The organism is Vreelandella maris (genome assembly GCF_013371085.1).
Classification (GTDB): Bacteria; Pseudomonadota; Gammaproteobacteria; order Pseudomonadales; family Halomonadaceae; genus Vreelandella; species Vreelandella maris.
Genome location: NZ_JABWCV010000007.1, coordinates 174,080 through 191,858, shown reverse-complemented (window position 1 = coordinate 191,858; position 17,779 = coordinate 174,080). Strand labels below are relative to the sequence as shown.

Here is a 17,779-nt window from a genome sequence, read left to right as displayed (position 1 = left end):
GCCACCCGCATCCAGCTACTGGAAACCGCCGGCATTGCCGAGGCACGCCTGCTCGTCGTCGCCATCGATGACCGCGACCGGGCCGTGAGCCTGGTGCGTCACGTCAAACAGCTTTACCCGGGGGGTCTGGGTGCTGGCCCGCGCCTTCGACCGAGGCCATGGTTACGAGTTGCGTGAGGCCGGCGCCGACGATGTGGTAAGCGAAACCTATTACTCCGCCCTGGAACTGGGCGGCGATGCCCTCACCGCCATGGGCGTCCACCCAGAGCGCGCCCGCCGGATGACCCAATCCTTTGTCGCCAGCGAAAAAGCCAATGAAGACCAACTGTTCAACGCCTGGCGCAACATCGAGGAAAGCATCCACTTCAGCCCGCGCTACGGGGAGCTGTTCATGAAGCTGGAAGAGTCACTGGGTCACGCCATGCGGGAGGACATACGGCGAATCGAGGACGAAGCACCGGCGTGGACACCACCAAGGAACAGTGGTTGATCACCATAATAAAAGGCGGGTTGGATGAATTGTTCCGAAACGAATGTGGTTCTGCGGCTTCATGGTCACAAAAAGGAATGGGGGACGGCGTGAGCCGTTGACGACGGAAGGGACTGACTGCCAGGGATGGGTGTGACCTATTGGCTCTGACTGGCTAACTGGTGTCCCGGACGACCGGTGCACCGGCCAAGGTGAAGGTCGGGCCGCCGTCAAATGCCAGGGGGTCGATTCAGCCGCCAAGTCCCCTTCGCCAAGGCGCCAGCCCATTCCGCGCTCAAGCCGCCAGGTCGTCAGTATGATTTTTCCAACGCCGAGGAATCCTCGTGGGCATGTCTGATCCGACGAACCCTCCACCAGATCGACAGCATCACGACGGGTACCAGTACCGACATCACCGGTGTGACAACATCGTAAATGAATGGGATACCCTTCAAGAAATAGCCTGAAAGACTCACGACGTAATATGAAATTGCTGCCACAGACAGGCCTTCAACCGTTTGCTGAAGACGCAATTGCAGCTTGACTCGGTTATTCATCGACGCCAGCAAGTCCCGATTCTGGCGTTCCAGTTCGACATCGACCCAGGAGCGCAGCAGTGAGATGTTTCGGGTCAGTTCGTCGGAGAGCTTGGCCTGGCGCTCTTTAACCGAAAGGCAGGTTCGCATCGCAGGCGCAATACGGCGCTGAAGGAAATCCCGCCAGGTGAAGTATCCGGATACGCTCTCCTCCATTAGCGCTGCCAACCTCTCTTCAACAATCTCGTAGTAAGCCCGGCTGGCGCCAAATCGATAGAGATTCGCAGCAACGCAGGCCTCCAGTTTTGCCGCCAGACTGGTCAGTTCTGACAGTAGAAGGTGATTGTCACGCCGCGATTCCGAGTTCGTCGACATCTCATCAGTCATCATCGCCAGTTGTGACTCCATGCGTCGCAGCTCCACCCTCATTGACCTGGTCAACGGCAACGACAATAAGGCCAAAGTCCGATAGGTCTCAATCTCCAGAAGACGTTGCGCCAGCGCACCTGCTCGCGCGGGTTTCAAATCACGCGCAAGGATCAGGATGTGCGTCAGGCCGTCGTCATCCTGTCGGAAATCGGTCAGGATGGCAGCGTTCCCACTTTCTACTAGCGAGTAACAAAGGCTGGAAGGATCGAAGCGATCTACCTCCTTCTCAGTATCTGAATTCCATGGAAGAAAGGTCAGGCGCACGCCCGATACCACCGGGCCTGGAGGGATGAATCCATGCTTGAACGGATTCTCGCCGCATGGTTCTCCGGTTTCGGGATCAAGCTCGGCACACCACAGATACGTGGAATACTCCGAGTGCTTTTCGCAATGCAGTCCTCCGTCTTCCCAGGTCAAGCCATGAAATGCGGTAGATTGGTCAGGCTCAGCCACGCGGAGACGATCAGACAACTCATTCATCGCCAACTTATCCTTGGTCAGATTTCCTCCAGTCATGAAAGCGAACTGCAACATCTCCCTCGGGGCCTGAATCATGAGGTGTGGGCGTGCATGTACTTCGTTTACGGCCGCCGCCCTGTCGGCATAAGCCGGCATTCCATACACGGTGTCGGTTGAGGCCGGCTGACCGTTCGGATTGTGGGTCGACTCGGCCATAATGACCTCAGGTTGACGGGTAAAGGAAATACAGAGTGGGACTCTAGTAACACTATAGCTCACTACGCGAAGGTAAACCCTGTGAGCGATTACGCCGCGACGTAACATTTGCCAAAGAACAGGGTCAAGGCAGGGAAAGTTCCCTTCTGATGGCCTACACTTGGTAGTGAAGAAACCTACACCAGCTATCACGCCTCCACGGTGCCACCACTCTGGACGCGCTCAGCAGACCGGGAGGTGTTTCTTGAAGCGCACGACTGACATGCCCGCCAGCATTACTACGACGCTCACCTATTTGGTCAAGCACGATGCGAAACCCTATGTGCATACCGAGGCTCTGACCGGTGACAGTGAACCGCACTACTTTGCCGAGCAGGAGGAGCGCGAAGTCACGATATACAACGGTCGACCGTTGGTAGACAGCCTTTCTCTGGACAAGCAGGGGTTTGAGCTTCATCGGCGGGATACGGTGGTCGACGACCTTTACGACGATACGTTGGTGGAAAGCGTCTACTACGCCGAAGTCGAGGCTTTGATCAAAGAACTGACGGGGGCGAGCCGGGTCGTCATCTTCGACCACACTCGGCGTAGCGATGCCGAGCAACGGGGCATTCGCGGCCCGGCCAGCCGCGTGCATAATGACTACACCGAGCGCTCGGGGCTTGAACGTATCCGCGAAGTGCTGGGCAGGGATCAGGCCGACGCGCTGGCAGCGGTGCCAGTGGCTCAGATCAACCTCTGGCGCCCGATAAGCGGGCCCGTCAAGAGTTCGCCGCTGGCCCTGCTGGACGCATCGACGCTCGACCCCGATGACCTGCTGGCCACCGACCTGGTCTATCCGGACCGTATCGGTGAGATCTACCACCTGGCGTACAATCCGCTCCAGCGCTGGTACTATTTTCCGGACATGCGCCGTGACGAGGCCTTACTGATCAAAGGGTATGACTCACGTCACGACGGCCGTGCACGCTTCACCCCCCATACGGCCTTCCAGGACCCCCATACGCCGCCAGGAGCACCGCCTCGCGAGAGTATCGAGATTCGCACTCTCGCCTTCTTCGGCTAGATTTTGAACACTGGCGATAGCCTACCCGCATAGTTCCCGGCTGGCTTTTATGCCGGCATAGCGAAGTCAGGTAAAACGAATTGGCCGATTTCCTCAACGACCTCGCCGGCAGGTCGTTGGCCGTATTTCAAATTGATAATCACATGGTTTACCCCGATCTCCTGCAACCTATGGAGCAGCGCAATAAGGTGATGCCGTCCCAGTTGATACCCCAAGTGGATCGGCCGTGGGGGTGTCTGCGGGTTATCTGTCAGGTCGAGGTAAAGTGACTGGGTGAAGGGTTTGAACAGCTCGCCACATCCATCACGAACCGCCGTGCGCCAGCTCTCGACAACCACTTGCTGGGCCTTCGGGGGGCGCGGATAACTAATCCACCCATGACTGTAGCGCGCGATCCACTCCAGCGTCTGGCGGCTATGACCGGTCACGAAGAAAGGAATTTCCGCCGTGGTCGGCTTGGGAATTAGATCGGCTCCCTGAAGCGTGCCGTCGGACCATTTTAAAGGCACGAAACTGCTGGACTGAACCTCGCGAAATACCTTGAGATATTCGCGGAACAGGCTGCCGCGTTGCTCCGGGTCGACACCGAATGCTGGGAACTCTACTGGACGGTCACCGGAAGCCACGCCGAGTAACAGACGGCCACCACTGAGCTGATCAACACTCGTTGCGGCCTTGGCAGTGTGTAGGGGATTACGGATTGGCAGGATGACCGACGCGGTACCCAGCGCAATCGAGCGAGTGTGTGCGGCCATAAAACCCAGGTAGACCCAGGGATCGAACACCTGGCCCGAATCCCCGAAGCTGGGGTCGCGTAACGGCACGTCCCGAAACCAGAGAGCAGAGAAACCCAGTTGCTCGGCACGTTGGGCCAAGCTTACCTGGTTGGCCATAGTTGGCATATCGCCGGTAAAGGCTTCGAGAGGGAAGAAAAGGCCCAGGCTCAGGCGGCCTTGGCGGTAGGTGCGCTGAAAGCCAGCTTGTTGCTGATAGGGAATGGAATTCGGAGTAAACATGCCCTTTCCTCCATTTATTCCCGCTGCAAGGCCGCGGGATACAGCGGTACAGTCGAGTGCGACAAGCCTACCCGACCCGGGTTGATACTCACTGAGCATCATGGTGTCATGATTCGCGCGCACCTCACTCTCGTAACGCCCCTCCCGCTAGCCTCTTCACTATTCGCGCTTCTGCCTCCCCTCCTGCTCTCGCACCAGCCAGTAGATTGCGCCGAGAGCCAGAATCGCCGCGCTCAGCCCCAGCAGAGTCATGGGGTCGATCTTTGTGGCATCGAGGATAATGAACTTTCGAACCAGAGCGAGGAGCGCAATTAGCAGGACGGTCTTGATTTGCACGATACTATTCTGACGCTCGGCTATACTCAGCACGGAATGATTGAATTCCAGGGCAATCAGTAACGTCATGACCATGCCGAAGACCACTTGGAAGACAGATTGGTTGGCAGGATCGACAACACCAAGCACAATCAGCGTGAGGATGCGCCAGGTCAGATGGACGAGAGCCACCGCGACCACGAGACTGAGCAGCAGCGTGAGAATTATCGCCACAATCTGCTCGAAGCGCTGGTAGTAGGACATGTTCGGCCAAGCAAGGCGTGTCTCTGAGAACCGTCCAGCGAGTGCGGAACCTACGCGGCGCGACCTACTACCGCCACCCCCTTGTAGGGGCTTTCCTCTGGACATGTATCATGCCCTCCTGTCCGCCGCCCGCGCGGCTTCGTCACTCCGGTTCGGTGGCAGGCACCTTTGTTTCCTTCTCCCAATGGATTTCACCTCGATCCTTGTCGTAGATGAAGCGCAGACTATCGCCTTCCTCTATTTCGCCCCGCAATACGGCACTCGCAAGGCGCGTCTCGATCAGGGATCGGATCTGGCGACGAAGTTCGCGCGCACCGAACTCTGGCCGGTAGCCGACATCCGCCAAATGGTCGATGAGCGAGTCGTCGAACTCCACCGTCAAGCCCTGCCCGTGCGCAAGACGCTTCACGCGCTCGAGCTGCAGGCCTACGATGTCACCGATTTGCTTGCGATCGAGGGCGTGGAATACGATGATCTCATCGATGCGGTTGATGAACTCCGGGCGGAGATAGCGACGAAGCACGTTCAACAGTTCCGACTTCAATTCCGCGGCGTCCTTGCGCTCGTCCTCCGGGGCCTCGAGGTTTTCCCGGATGAGATCAGAACCGATATTGCTTGTGGCTATTATGATGGTATTGGTGAAGTCTACGACACGCCCTTTCCCATCAGTGAGCCGCCCATCCTCGAAGACCTGCAGCAGCACGTTCTGGACATCCATGTGTGCTTTCTCGAACTCGTCCAGTAGAACGACACTGTAAGGCTTTCTCCGTACCTTTTCGGTAAGCTGCCCCCCTTCCTCGAACCCGACGTACCCAGGAGGCGCCCCGATGAGGCGCGCGACCGTATGCCGCTCCATGTACTCGCTCATGTCAACGCGGATCATCGCCTCTTCATCACCAAATACCGTTTCCGCAAGGGCTTTGGTCAATTCCGTCTTACCCACTCCCGTGGGTCCGAGGAAGAAGAAGGTTGCGATGGGACGGCGGCGGTCGCCCAGCCCGGCGCGAGACAAACGCACGGCATCGGATACGGCTCTTACCGCCTCGTCCTGACCGACGACCCGCTGATGCAGACGCTGTTCCATTTCCATCAGCCTAGTGCGCTCCTCGGTGGTGAGCTCTGCCACCGGAACTCCGGTCAGACGCGAAACGATCTGTGCCACATCCTCGACGCCCACCTGGTTGGCGCTAGTGCTCCGGGTCGTGTTCCATTCCTCCAGGCCTTGGTCATAGTCGCCCTGGTGTTCTTCGATACGAGCTTCCAGCGCGCTCGCGCGCTCGAAATTCTTGCGGTTGGATGCGTAGTCACGCTCACGCCGCAGCTGGTCGATCTGTGCACCGAGCTCGTGAAGCTCCGGCGGCCGCGAAGTGCCACCGATTCGTACCCGAGCAGCCGCCTGATCTATCAGATCAATGGCCTTATCCGGCAGGAAGCGGTTGGTGACGTAGCGGTCGGCCATCTCCACGGCGGCGACAATCGCCTCGTCGGTGATCGTCACCTTGTGGTGAGCCTCCAGTCGATCCCTGAGCCCCCTTAGTATATTGATGGTCTGGTCAATCGTTGGTTCGGCAACGAACACCGGTTGCAGCCGCCGTTCCAGCGCAGCGTCTTTTTCAATGTGCTTCTGGTATTCGGCCAGCGTGGTCGCCCCGACCAAATGCAATTCACCACGCGCCAGTTGGGGCTTGAGAGTATTCGCGACGTCCAGCCCGCCTTCGCCCCCGGTCGATCCGGCGCCGACAATGGTGTGCAGCTCGTCGATGAACAGCACAATCTCGTTTTGGTGGGAAGTAATCTCGTCGAGGACCTGTTTGATCCGCTCCTCGAATTGACCACGATACTGGGAGCCCGCCACCAGCGAGTTGATGTTTAGCTCAACCACCCGTTTGTTCTGCAACAGGTCCGGCACTTCGTTGTGAACAATTCGCTGCGCCAGCCCTTCGACGATGGCGGTCTTGCCGACCCCCGGCTCACCGATAAGAACGGGGTTGTTCTTGCGGCGCCGGGAAAGAACCTCGATCAGGGTCTCGACCTCGGCCGCTCGCCCGATCACCGGGTCGAGCTTGTCCTCGTTAGCCAATGCCGTAAGATCCCGACTGTACTTGTCCAGGGTGGGCGTGTCGCTTTGCTCCGGCAGTCGCCCCTCCTGTGCCCCCTTTCCGACCACCTGCACAGCCTTCTGCCGAAGACCGTGTGCTGAGAGGCCATAACGGTTCAGCAAGTCGCTGGCCAGCCCCTCCTCCTCGGACAGACCGATCAGAAGGTGTTCGGGACCAATATAGCCATGCCCGAGGTCTCTCGACGCCTGGAAGGCGCGCTGTAGCGCGGCTTTCACCCGTGGGGAAACTCCGATCTTTGTAGGCCCGTCCGTTTCAGGTTCGCTCGCAGCTTTGGGTGTCAGTTGCTCAATCTGGGCCTTGAGGTCCTTGGCCGATAGCTGGTATCGCTTGAGGAGCGCTTGCACCACATCGTTATCGGCCAGCGCGTAAAGCAGGTGGCTGGTATCAATCAGCTGCGAACCCCACTCCGTCGCGGTAGCCGCGGCTTGCTGCAGAATCTGCTCGCTTTGCTCGCTAAGCAGGTCACCGAGGGCGACCGATGCGCTATCCTGCGGCCGGCCGTTCTCTCGACTGGCGACACTGCCAAAGCCGAAATCCTCGTCTCGCGCCAGCCGCTCGAAGAAATCGTCGGCGAGCAGCCCGCTTCCAAATAGGGATTCAAACGGAGAGGCACTTCGTGCTCTCAGGCGCAAATAATCCGTTTGGCATACGTTGAGAGTGCGTCTGCGTCCGGCCTGTGAAACGGTTACCTGCAGAGCCGCAGGGCGTTGCCGGCAGATATCGCATGATATTTGCTGTGATTTTTCTGGACTCTTGTTCATGATCCCTCCTTTGTACCGTTGTATGGCTTACAACAGTCGTATAGGAACCGCTAAGCCTTGGAGAAGAGGCGGAGCCCAGTAAAACTTGGGAGGGGGCAGAGCCCGGGAGAAGATTAGATAAGTATAGCCCGAGGTAGACTGAAAGCAAGGCGGCACGAAGCAGCAGGGCCCCGCCATCCCGGGCGAATGAACCGCCAGCACCAACTCCATAGCCTGGTTCTGTTTTACTGCTGGCCGTGTTCGAACAAGCCGCATCAACACAAACCGCGTCAGAGGTGCCTGCCAACGTGCCCCACACGCAACAGTTTAGTTAGATCCTCTGTCGGCACCGGCCTTGCGAACAGGTAACCCTGCATATACCGGCATCCGCTTTCACGCAGCAATCGGCACTGCTCCGGTGTCTCCACGCCCTCGGCGATAACATCCAGGTTCAGGCGCTGAGCCATGGCGATGATGGCGTCGGCGATCGCGGCACTGGCCGGATCGCTGGTGATTTCGCGGACGAACGACTGGTCGATCTTAAGCGTATCGATCGGGAAACGCTTCAGGTAGCTCAGGCCGGAATACCCGGTGCCGAAGTCATCCACCGCGATGCTCACGCCGTAATTCTTGAGGCACGTCATCGTTGCGACCGCCGTATCGACATCCTCCATGAGCATGCTCTCGGTTAGCTCGAGTTCCAGGTGTTGCGGGTCAAGTCCGGTCTCCTTGAGCAGTTGTACCACCCGCAGCGCGAGGTCTGCGTGGCGGAACTGTCGGGCAGAGAGGTTCACGCCGATGCGTCCGGGCATCAGGCCACTTTCACGCCAGAGCCGGTTCTGCTCGCACGCCGCACGTAGTACCCATTCCCCGATTGATTCAATCAGGCCTGTCTCCTCCGCAACAGGGATGAACCGCGCAGGCGAGATCATGCCCATGTGGGGGTGATGCCATCGCAGAAGTGCTTCAGCGCCGACGGGGGCACCGCTGTCCACGTCAATACGGGGTTGGTAATGCACGCTGAACTCGCCGTGCTTCAGCGCGCCGCGCAGCGCCAACTCCAGGGCCAATCGCTCCGGATCCCGATTGGCCGCCGCCGAGACATAGGCCAGGTGCATGTTGCGCCCCCGGCCCTTAGCGCGGCGCAGTGCTGACGTGGCATTCTTGAACAGCTCTCCCGAGTCCGCTCCGTCGAATGGATAGGCTGCAGAACCGATGCTGCAGGTTACGCAGATCTCCTGATCGTTGATCCGCAAGGGCTCGGAGACCGACTCAAGGATGCGTTGAGTCCAATACTCGGCATGGAGATCCTGCTGCGTATCTGTCGTGTACATGATCGCAAATTCGTCCCCGCCAATACGGGCCACGGTCGCGGGTGTTTCCGCGCATGCGGACAGCCTCTCGGCGATGGCGCGGAGCACCTCGTCTCCGCCCGCGTGCCCCAGGGCGTCGTTGACCAGCCCCAGGCGGTCGAGCCCGACAATCAGAAGCGCCACAGGCGAGTTGCTGAGTTGCGCCGACTCGATGGCCTGTTCGAGGCGTTCGTGGAGTGCAGTCCGGTTCGGCAACCGGGTAAGGCCGTCGAATCGGGTTAGATAGTGGATGCGCTCCTCGGACGCCCTGCGGGCCGTGAGATCGTCGACATAGGAGAAGCTGACGGGCTCACCTTCGTACTCGATGTAAGTGGCGGTTACCTCGATGGGGATCAGTCCCCCGTCGCTGCGGCGGGCGAGTGACTCAAGTCGTGCCGAGCCCTGCGCCTTCAACTCGTGCAAATGCTCCCGCCAGACCCCTTCCGTCATGGTGGGATCGATATCGGAAAGCAAGCGTCCTGTAAGGTCTTCGCGGGCGTACCCGAGCATGTCGCAGGCCGCGCGATTGGCATAGCGTACCCGCCCGTCGGCATCGATCTGGAACATCGCGCCCCGCGCGTGATCCACTGCGAACTGGGTCAGCCGCAGCTCCCGCTCAGCCTGCCTGCGCTCCGTGATGTCGCGCGCGGAAGGTACCATATAGGTGACGTTTCCCTTGTCGTCGTAGACCGGGTGCAGGGTGAAATCCATGGTCCGCACTCGACCGTTGCGATCGAGGATAAGCACGTCAAAACGGGATGTATGCCCCTGTCCGGCGGCCCGTATCGCATCGCGCAGACGTTGCCGGCCCTGGTCTGAGAACCCCCACCAGGGGGTGGCATCAAACGGTCGGCCTAGCACATCCTCGGCTCGTGCGCCAATGGCATCCAACGCGGCTTTATTGGCGTACGTGAGCACACCATTGACGGTCAGCAGGCCGGCGAAGACTGACGGTGAGAGCCGATCCATGACCTCACATACGTGCTGGTCATCCTCGCGGAGCATCCGACTAATGTTAAAATGTTCCTTATGAGGGCGGCTTACCCGGACATCAAAAGCCGCTCCAAGGATGCTTTGTAAAAACTTCAACGGCCTGATGCCTTTTCGTGACCCACGATGCTTGTCAGTCACCGTGTTGCCCCCACGTATTTGCTATTTGCGACGAGTTTCAGTTCCGGATCTTTCACTGATGCCACGCTTATCATCAACCAGAGGGTATGTTTCTGGATGCGCTTGAGAAGCTTGCCGGCACTCATCGGAGCCAGGTCAAGCCTGATGCGCTGATGACGGTCTCCGCTGGTTAACCAGACCGTTCCAAAATACAGAGCAAACAGGAGTGCTCCACCAAGGATTCTCAAGCGCCTGAAATAGCCCTTGAAACTGCGGACATGAATTTTATCCATGAGCGTGGGGCGGTCATGAATGGTATCAATATTACGAAACGGTATATTTTGGCTCATTACTCACTTACAGTCGTTCGATCAGAAAGTGAGGGTATCCAGTTCCACCAGATCGGTGCAGGCTCAACTTTTTAATTTTTAATAGGGACAGATCGGCCGTCAGGTAAGATGTAGCAACTCTGGTAGTTGATTCAGGGCGCGGATTCTTCGCTCATCCCAGGGATGGGAAAAGCTGACCCTCAGACAATTGCCATACTTACCCGATGCGGAAAAAAGCGGGCCGGGCGTGATCACAACACCTGCGTCAAGCGCCTTGGGGTATGCAGCCAGGGTGTCGACCGTTGCAGGCAGCTCCAGCCAGAACGCCAGGCCGCCCTGGGGCGCCGTCACTCTTACCGACACCGGCCATGCGAGCAGTGAAGCCAGTAGGCGGTCGCGTTGCTCACTCATCAACTTCCGTTGCCTGCGAAGATGGGCGGACAGCTCACCCTCTTCCATATAGGCTGCAACGCCCTGTTGCAAATAGCGGCTACTGGCCAGTTGAGTCACCATTTTCAGATTCAGTATCCGCTGATGCCAGCGTGCCCCTGAAATCCAACCCAGGCGCAGGTCCCGGGACAACACCTTGGAAAACGAACTGCAGTGGATGACACGATTGCTATCATCCAGCGCCTTAAGGGTGTCGGGAACCCGGGAAAACCCGGACTCGGCGTATATATCGTCTTCGATTATGGCCAGATCGTACTCTTCCGCGAGGGCCATCAGGCGTCGCCGGGGAGCCTCGGACATCAACGCCCCTCCTGGCGTAGCAAACGCCGGAGACACGACGCATGTCTGGATGTTCCAGCGCCCCAGGGCTTCTTCAAGGGCATCCATATCCAAACCACTTGCCGTGGAGGTTGGTATTTCAATCACTTGCAAACCGAGTTGTTCCAGCAGTTGCAGTACCCCATAGAAACCCGGAGATTCCACGGCAACTATGTCCCCGCGTTGACAGCAGGCCATGAGCGCCAGGAACAAGGCATGTTGACAGCCAGAGGTTATACATAGTTCATCTGGCGTAACAGGCCACCCTCGTTTAGCCAGCAGAAGCCCAAGCTGCTCTCGCAACTTCAGATCGCCTGCAGGTTTGTCGTAATACTGGAAGTCGGCACCACGCTGCCTCCGAAGAGCCCTCCCAATGGCCCGGTTGAGGCTTACGATTCCTGGTGGCAGTTCGCCGGCATGCAGTTCGGGCAGAAGGTCGAACGCGGCATTTCGATCCATAATGTCCAGCAGTAAATCACTAACATTGACGGGGCGAGGCGCTTCAATACGGGAGGTGGTTCTCGGCGGTGCAGTGGCTTTAGGCGCCAGGGTAACGAAATGGCCTGCCTTTGGCCGAACCTCCAGAAACCCCTGCGCCTCAAGTCGCTGCAGGGCATGCTGGACTGTGGCTTTTGACACGCCCTGTTGTGTACATATCTCTCGAATGGATGGTAGACGATCCCCCGGCGTCCAACGACCGTCAATGATGCCTTGCAGTATCCACTGCTGCAGCTGCTGATAGCGGTACGTTCCTTCAGCCAAAGAGAGTCTCCCCCAGAACTTAGTGTGGACCATGCCATCATCGGCGTAATAGATTCAGTAATCCACCCATTTTAAAAGGGGTTCAAAGGTAGTGCATAGGCCATCATGGCCAACTTCTGTTGAGGGCTTTGGGAGAATCGGGCTTTTGGCCAGGACGACGAATTTAGTACTTTGTGTGGAGTTTTAATTGTAACACTTTGATTCTCGGTTTCACGGGTTCGACTCAGAATCAGTATTGCCTCGGGCGTTTTTTTGTTCTTCTTTCGCTCGATTTTCGTCATATTTATTCAGAATTTCATCCTTTCGTTTGAGCAATCCCCTCCAAGCGAAATCCGCATGGATTGCCGCTTTGACCGGCACGTCCGCTCAGGGTCCTGGCCGTGTGAAAACAGAAAAATCTGGCCCGACTCAAGAACCTTTGCCTTCAGCTGCCCGTTAGCCTCATCTGAGCCTTGGCTCCTATAATTGCCGACCACTGATGTTGAAAATCATTGAGCTATCAGAAACCAGCTACAGTCGCTATCACAGCCCTAAAATAAAGAGGAAAAAGGGCTGTTACGCCCTCGCAGCCCTCATTATCTCATTGACTCCCAAAATCTTTATGACGCGCTTCAAGTTGTACGCCAGCACATGAAGACTCATTTCCGTGCCCACATTTCTAAAACGCTTTGTCGCGAAGTGTGTCGCACCCATCCACGCCTTTAGCGTGCCGAACGGATGCTCCACGGTTTGTCGCCTTAGACGCATCACCTCTGGATTCCAATCGAGACGTGACTGTGCAGATTCAAGCACATCTTCATGCTCCCAACGTCTGATCCGTCGTTGCTTGCCAGTCGTGCATTTTTCTTTCATAGCGCAGCTTGCACATGCTGAGCTCCAGTAAGTATGTAGCTTCATTCCCTTTTCTATCGTTTCATATCGCCATATCAGCCGCTGACCAGCAGGACAGGAATATTCATTGCTTTCAGGGAAGTATCGGAATGCGTCTCTTGTGAAAAAGCCCTATGCCTGGTTTGGAGATGTCATCGGCTTGGGGAGATAGGTCGTTATCCCTTCTTTATGGCAGGCGAGAATTTCTTTACCTTTGAAGTAGCCTCTGTCAGCTACGACCTTCAGCTCCTTGATGCCAGTGGCTTCCCGAGCTTGCTTCGCCATATGGAAGAGCTGCCCACGGTCATGTCCGACGTTGGTCACCTCATGAGCCACAATTAAATGGTGCTGACTATCGACTGCTGTCTGCACGTTGTAGCCTACTGTCCCGGTGCCTCTGCCACTGGTGGCCATCGACCTAGCATCTGGATCCGTCAAAGATACTTGCTGATCCGGAGATTGCAGCCGCTGTTCCTCAACAGATTGTAATCGTGCCGTTTCTTCCCTCAGCTTTATAATTTTCTCCTTTAAGTGTTTCGTCTTGGCCTCGGCCAGCGCGGGCTCCGTGTGATCGGCTGTATCTAGCTGACTGAGATATCGGTTGAAGCTTTCTTCGATCTGCTCAAGGCGACGCTTCATCTTGGTCGCTGTGAAATTGCGATTACGGTTGTTGACGGCTCTGAACTTGCTGCCATCGATGGCCACGATGGCTTGGGAGAACAGCTCCAGTCGCCGGCAAAGCACGATGAACTCTCTACATACACGGCGGATGGCATCGCCATTGTCCTTTCGAAAATCGGCAACCGTCTTGAAATCGGGTGTTAAACGCTCAGTCAGCCACATTAGCTCGACATTACGCTGGGTCTCGCGCTCTAACCGGCGGCTTGATTGAATACGCTTGAGATAACCATAGATGTAGAGCTTCAGAAGAACAGCCGGATGATAAGCCGGTCTCCCGGTAGCGTGCGGATCAACACCTTTGAAGCCCATATCTTTAAGGTCGAGCCCCTCAACAAATGCCTCAATGGCACGAACCGGGTTATCCTCGGCGATGAAGTCGTCCAAAAGCGTAGGGAATAACGTGCTTTGGTCTCGGGCCTCGCCTACCACGAATCGCTTCATCACCATTTCCTCTGGGGACCTGGCAAAGTATAGCGGCCACTACGTTTTCACACAGCCTCGGTCGTTAGCGGTCAGTCCTCAACGCTTTTTAAAAGCAAAACATCTAATCACGACTACCTCACCCACAAACCGTACTCAAAATCTTCTTAGCTTTACGCTAGCAGACTATGCTTACCGGCGTCACTATCAAATAGTCCCGTTCCTAGTGCTTTTTTCTACCTTCGCCTCCTTACATCGAACGCGGTAAGCTTGTCGGCATTCCCGCTGATGATGATGTTTAGACAATGACGACCCACTGGATCCTTGGCCCTGGCGCGATTGGCCGATTATTGGCGCATTCGCTGGCACCATTTGCGGAGGTGGCGCTAATTGGCCGCCGCGGCTTCCCCGCGCAGCAGAGGTTAATGACGCCGGAGGGTGAAGCGCGTACTCAGCGCTTACCCTCGCTTACCGCTGGGCAGTTGGCGGTTGATGCGCCTGAGCCGCCTGCGTTGTTGCATATCACTACCAAAGCTATGAGCGCTGAGGCGGCGCTGGAAAGTACTGCTAACTCCCTCCCCTCCACTACCCCATTGGTACTGTGGCAAAACGGTTTTTTGGCCCAACCGCGTATTACCCAGACGTGGCCAGGGCCGGTGCTGTGCGCGACCACCACGGAAGGGGCTTACTTAACCGGTGATGATGGCGTAGTGCATGCGGGACGCGGGCATACGTTTGTGGGCGATTTGAATAATCGACACGGTGAGTTGGCAGAAACACTAGCGCAAACACTCACTCAGGCGGGGCTTACTGCTACGGCGGTGACTGATATTCGCCAGCGTTTGTGGCAGAAGCTGGCGGTGAACGCAGCGATTAACCCGTTGGTGGCGTTGAACGGTGTGCGTAACGGGGAGTTGCGCGATGATGCTTATGCGGGCCGTGTGGTAGCGGTGGTTCAGGAAGTCGCGGCGATTATGCTGGCCGAGGGTATTGCGCCTCCCAATAACGGGCAAGGTGGAGCATCGTGGTTGGCATTGGTGTGGCAGGTGATCGAGAACACCGCGAATAACAAAGCCTCAATGTTGCAGGATATTGAGGCCAAGCGCCCCACCGAGCGTGGGGCGATCTTGGGGCCGTTGATTGAGAGCGCCGATCGGCATGGTTTGGCATGTAATACGTTGCAGGCGCTCAATAATGAGATAGCGGTGTTAGAAGCGTCTTATTCACGAACGCTTAATCATTGAGAAGACATGCTAGGCACCACAGAGCCCAACGACGACTACTCCAGAATTGACATGACCTTTTCGGCGACGCCGACGCCAATCGCATTGTGTGTTTCTGGAGAGAAATGAACGCCGTCTATTCCATCTGTGGTTGCCAGAGTACCGACATCATAAAACTCCGCGCCAGCCGCCTCAGCAATTGCCTCGTACAGGGGTGGAAGTGCTTCCGTTTTCTCGACGCCGCCAGCGAATCTTTCAGCGCGCCCCTCAGGAGCCACATCTCCGAGTGGCGGCGGAGAGAGCACCAACACCTTTGGTGCTGGATAAGAGGTGCCAACCCCACCACCTGTCTGTTCCACTATGTCGATCAGCTTTCCAACACCGAGTGCGATTCGAAACGGTGAGCGATCAAACATTGCCTTAACATCATTCGTGCCAAGCATGATCACAACCAAATCGAGTGGATGATGAGTTGCGATAGCAGATGACAAATAGGCGGAACCATCAAGCCCTGCTCCCGAAATATGAGGAAGTGTAGGGTCAGGTACGTCTGTGGTGCGTGCGCTCAAGCCTTCCTCAATCACTTCATATTCGGAGCCAAGCTCTGTTTCCATAACACCGGGCCAGCGTACATCAGCTGGGTAACGCGTTGTAGGGCCGCTTTCGACGGGCATATAACCCCATGTATTGGAGTCTCCATAAACCATAATTCGCTTGGTAGCATCGTCGGCAGCGTAAGTTATGTTTCCAGCGAGTAACGCGATGGCTGCCAAGCCACTGATGAAGCTGTGTCGTGTAAGAAGCATGTGAGTTCCTTTATTTTTGTTTTTCCTACGTAAGACTAGGCTAGCAAAGCGCTACTCGCCACCAAGAATGAAAGTGCTTACCTCATTCAAGTTCAAGCATTACGTCACCGGAATCATCACCATTTTTTTGAAGCTAGGCAGTTCAGTGAGCTGTTGGTACCAACGTTCCAGGTGGGGGTGGGGTTGCCAGGTAAGGCCGCTGTTGAACATGTTGTAAATAAAGGGCGCGATGGCGATATCGCCCAAGCCAAACGCCTCACCGGAAAACCAGGTCTGATTTGCCAGCGCGTTATCCATGATGGCAAATAGCGCTTCGCATTCTTTCACCGCTGCTTCGATGGCGGCGTTATCGCGATTTTCGGGCGATGTTCTGACATAACCCATCAGGATCTTGCGGTGAGCTGGCGTTAGCGTGCTGTTGGCCCACTCCATCCACTTTTCCATTTGGGCGCGCTTGGCGGGCGCTTCGATCCAAAGCTTGTTCTGCCCGTATTGGGCGGCCAGGTAGCGAATAATGGCGTTAGATTCCCACAGCACGCTATCGGTGGCATCATCTTTGAGTAGCGGAACCAGCCCGGTGGGGTTCATGGCCAGGTATTCTGGGGTGTTGTTGACCCCGTGATGAAGTCCCGCCTGAATTTGCTCAAAGGGCAGTTCCAGCTCTTCTAGCACCCAGAGTACTTTTTTGACATTGGTGGAGTTGTTGCGGCCCCAAAGCGTGATCATGGCAATCCTTTTTGTTTGAGCAGAGTGAGGAAGCTGAGTTTGCCTCTCGCGGGGTTGGGTGGCAAGTTGGGGGCGGCTTTGCCGCCCATTCGCGCGGGGCCGTCCATACGGGTGCCTCGTTTCTCGTTGCACTCGCTACTCGTTACCACGCGCTACAACCCCTCACCTCTCGTTTTACGCTTCATCCTGATACAGCTTCATCAGGCTGGAGAAGTCGAGTTTGCCGTTGCCTTTGGCTTTATGCAGGGTAAACAGCGAGCGGGCGGCGGAGCCCATGGGTACTGCGGAGGCGCTTTGCTGGCTGACATCCATGGCCAGGCCCAGATCCTTGATCATCAGGTCTACCTGGAAGCCGCCTTGGTAGTTTTTCGAAGCGGGGGCGTTTTCCATGACGCCTGGGTAGGGATTGTAAACGTTGAGTGCCCAGTTGCCGCCAGAACTCTGCTTCATGATTTCTGAAAGCACCGCTGGGTCGAGGCCGTTTTTGACGCCCATATTGATCGCTTCACAGGTGCCCGCCATCAGGATGGATAGCAGCATGTTGTTGCACACTTTGGCCACCTGCCCGGCGCCATGGTCTCCGGCGTGGAAGATGTTTTTGCCCATCACGTCCAGCACTAGTTTGGCCTGTTCGAACTGAGCCTCCGAGCCACCCACGATAAACGTTAGTGTGCCCGCTTGCGCGCCGCCTACCCCGCCGGAAACCGGCGCATCCACAAAGCCAACGCCTAGCTTCTCGCCTTCGGCAGCCACGCTGCGGGCGGTGTCGGCATCGATGGTGGAACAGTCGATCACCAGCGCGCTCTGCTTGATCACCTCGAACAGCGGTGCATCGCCCTCAACATACAGGTCGCGCACGTGCTTGCCTGCGGGCAGCATGGAGATGACGAAATCCGCACCGGTGGCGGCTTCTTGGGCTGAAAACGCGACTTCGCAGCCGTTGGTTTTGGCGGTCTCCAGTGCGTCTTGAGAAAGATCAAAAGCACGAACGTTAAAACCCGCTTTTGATAAGTTGGCGGCCATTGGGCCACCCATATTGCCTAAACCGATAAATGCAACAGTCGTCATCTTTATTGTCCTTGTTAGCGTGTTTGGGAAATTA

At 56.8% G+C, this 17,779-nt stretch carries 13 protein-coding genes and 1 pseudogene; 3 read left to right on the top strand and 11 right to left on the bottom strand.

Annotation, left to right across the window (positions count from 1 at the left end; genetic code table 11):
- Positions 1 to 130 precede the first annotated feature (130 nt).
- Entirely contained in the window at positions 131 to 490 is a 360-nt protein-coding gene (locus HUO07_RS08435; protein WP_246286604.1) for a hypothetical protein, read from the top strand.
- 290 nt (positions 491 to 780) lie between these two features.
- Here HUO07_RS08435 and HUO07_RS08430 read toward each other — a convergent pair whose 3' ends face one another.
- Entirely contained in the window at positions 781 to 2,109 is a 1,329-nt protein-coding gene (locus HUO07_RS08430; protein ID WP_176303198.1) for a DUF3422 family protein, read from the bottom strand.
- 244 nt (positions 2,110 to 2,353) lie between these two features.
- Here HUO07_RS08430 and HUO07_RS08425 point away from each other — a divergent pair, with 244 nt between their 5' ends.
- On the top strand, positions 2,354 to 3,175 hold the full coding sequence (locus HUO07_RS08425) for a CmcJ/NvfI family oxidoreductase (RefSeq protein ID WP_217908827.1): 822 nt from the start codon (positions 2,354 to 2,356) through the stop codon (positions 3,173 to 3,175).
- A gap of 47 nt (positions 3,176 to 3,222) precedes the next feature.
- On the opposite strand, the gene HUO07_RS08420 is transcribed toward HUO07_RS08425, so the two are convergent.
- From HUO07_RS08420 to HUO07_RS08390, 7 genes and pseudogenes are all read right to left on the bottom strand, one after another.
- The gene (locus HUO07_RS08420) at positions 3,223 to 4,191 is read right to left on the bottom strand and encodes an LLM class oxidoreductase (RefSeq protein ID WP_176303197.1); all 969 of its coding nucleotides are present in this window, start codon (positions 4,189 to 4,191) and stop codon (positions 3,223 to 3,225) included.
- A 159-nt stretch (positions 4,192 to 4,350) separates the two neighbouring features.
- Positions 4,351 to 4,770 carry a phosphate-starvation-inducible PsiE family protein gene (locus HUO07_RS08415; RefSeq protein ID WP_176303196.1) on the bottom strand — a complete coding sequence of 140 codons (420 nt, stop codon included), beginning with the start codon at positions 4,768 to 4,770 and terminating at the stop codon, positions 4,351 to 4,353.
- A gap of 142 nt (positions 4,771 to 4,912) precedes the next feature.
- Positions 4,913 to 7,651, bottom strand: coding sequence for an ATP-dependent Clp protease ATP-binding subunit (locus HUO07_RS08410; RefSeq protein WP_176303195.1), 2,739 nt, complete (start codon positions 7,649 to 7,651; stop codon positions 4,913 to 4,915).
- A gap of 269 nt (positions 7,652 to 7,920) precedes the next feature.
- Positions 7,921 to 9,951, bottom strand: a complete 2,031-nt coding sequence (locus HUO07_RS08405; protein WP_176303194.1) for a putative bifunctional diguanylate cyclase/phosphodiesterase — start codon at positions 9,949 to 9,951, stop codon at positions 7,921 to 7,923.
- Positions 9,952 to 10,109: 158 nt separating this feature from the next.
- The gene (locus HUO07_RS08400) at positions 10,110 to 10,442 is read right to left on the bottom strand and encodes a hypothetical protein (RefSeq protein ID WP_176303193.1); all 333 of its coding nucleotides are present in this window, start codon (positions 10,440 to 10,442) and stop codon (positions 10,110 to 10,112) included.
- Positions 10,443 to 10,541: 99 nt separating this feature from the next.
- Positions 10,542 to 11,984: an aminotransferase-like domain-containing protein gene (locus tag HUO07_RS08395; protein WP_176303192.1), complete on the bottom strand. Its 1,443-nt coding sequence runs from the start codon at positions 11,982 to 11,984 to the stop codon at positions 10,542 to 10,544.
- A 522-nt stretch (positions 11,985 to 12,506) separates the two neighbouring features.
- Positions 12,507 to 13,943, bottom strand: a pseudogene (locus HUO07_RS08390) (IS1182 family transposase).
- 284 nt (positions 13,944 to 14,227) lie between these two features.
- Here HUO07_RS08390 and HUO07_RS08385 point away from each other — a divergent pair.
- Entirely contained in the window at positions 14,228 to 15,166 is a 939-nt protein-coding gene (locus HUO07_RS08385; protein WP_176303191.1) for a ketopantoate reductase family protein, read from the top strand.
- Between the two features lie 35 nt (positions 15,167 to 15,201).
- Here the strand turns inward: HUO07_RS08385 and HUO07_RS08380 are convergent, their stop codons facing one another.
- From HUO07_RS08380 to mmsB, 3 genes are all read right to left on the bottom strand, one after another.
- Positions 15,202 to 15,951, bottom strand: a complete 750-nt coding sequence (locus HUO07_RS08380) for an SGNH/GDSL hydrolase family protein (RefSeq protein WP_176303190.1) — start codon at positions 15,949 to 15,951, stop codon at positions 15,202 to 15,204.
- A 99-nt stretch (positions 15,952 to 16,050) separates the two neighbouring features.
- Positions 16,051 to 16,677, bottom strand: coding sequence for a glutathione S-transferase family protein (locus HUO07_RS08375; protein WP_176303189.1), 627 nt, complete (start codon positions 16,675 to 16,677; stop codon positions 16,051 to 16,053).
- Between the two features lie 174 nt (positions 16,678 to 16,851).
- Positions 16,852 to 17,751 (bottom strand): 3-hydroxyisobutyrate dehydrogenase, encoded by a 900-nt coding sequence (gene mmsB, locus HUO07_RS08370; protein ID WP_340162495.1) that lies wholly within the window; start codon positions 17,749 to 17,751, stop codon positions 16,852 to 16,854.
- Positions 17,752 to 17,779: the final 28 nt, after the last annotated feature.

What these genes read in the sequence shown, in the direction of transcription:
- HUO07_RS08430 (WP_176303198.1), bottom strand. Translation starts at nt 2,109, where the DNA reads ATGGCCGAGTCGACCCACAATCCGAACGGTCAGCCGGCCTCAACCGAC.
- HUO07_RS08420 (WP_176303197.1), bottom strand. Translation starts at nt 4,191, where the DNA reads ATGTTTACTCCGAATTCCATTCCCTATCAGCAACAAGCTGGCTTTCAG.
- HUO07_RS08415 (WP_176303196.1), bottom strand. Translation starts at nt 4,770, where the DNA reads ATGTCCTACTACCAGCGCTTCGAGCAGATTGTGGCGATAATTCTCACG.
- HUO07_RS08410 (WP_176303195.1), bottom strand. Translation starts at nt 7,651, where the DNA reads ATGAACAAGAGTCCAGAAAAATCACAGCAAATATCATGCGATATCTGC.
- HUO07_RS08405 (WP_176303194.1), bottom strand. Translation starts at nt 9,951, where the DNA reads ATGGATCGGCTCTCACCGTCAGTCTTCGCCGGCCTGCTGACCGTCAAT.
- HUO07_RS08400 (WP_176303193.1), bottom strand. Translation starts at nt 10,442, where the DNA reads ATGAGCCAAAATATACCGTTTCGTAATATTGATACCATTCATGACCGC.
- HUO07_RS08395 (WP_176303192.1), bottom strand. Translation starts at nt 11,984, where the DNA reads ATGGTCCACACTAAGTTCTGGGGGAGACTCTCTTTGGCTGAAGGAACG.
- HUO07_RS08385 (WP_176303191.1), top strand. Translation starts at nt 14,228, where the DNA reads ATGACGACCCACTGGATCCTTGGCCCTGGCGCGATTGGCCGATTATTG.
- HUO07_RS08380 (WP_176303190.1), bottom strand. Translation starts at nt 15,951, where the DNA reads ATGCTTCTTACACGACACAGCTTCATCAGTGGCTTGGCAGCCATCGCG.
- HUO07_RS08375 (WP_176303189.1), bottom strand. Translation starts at nt 16,677, where the DNA reads ATGATCACGCTTTGGGGCCGCAACAACTCCACCAATGTCAAAAAAGTA.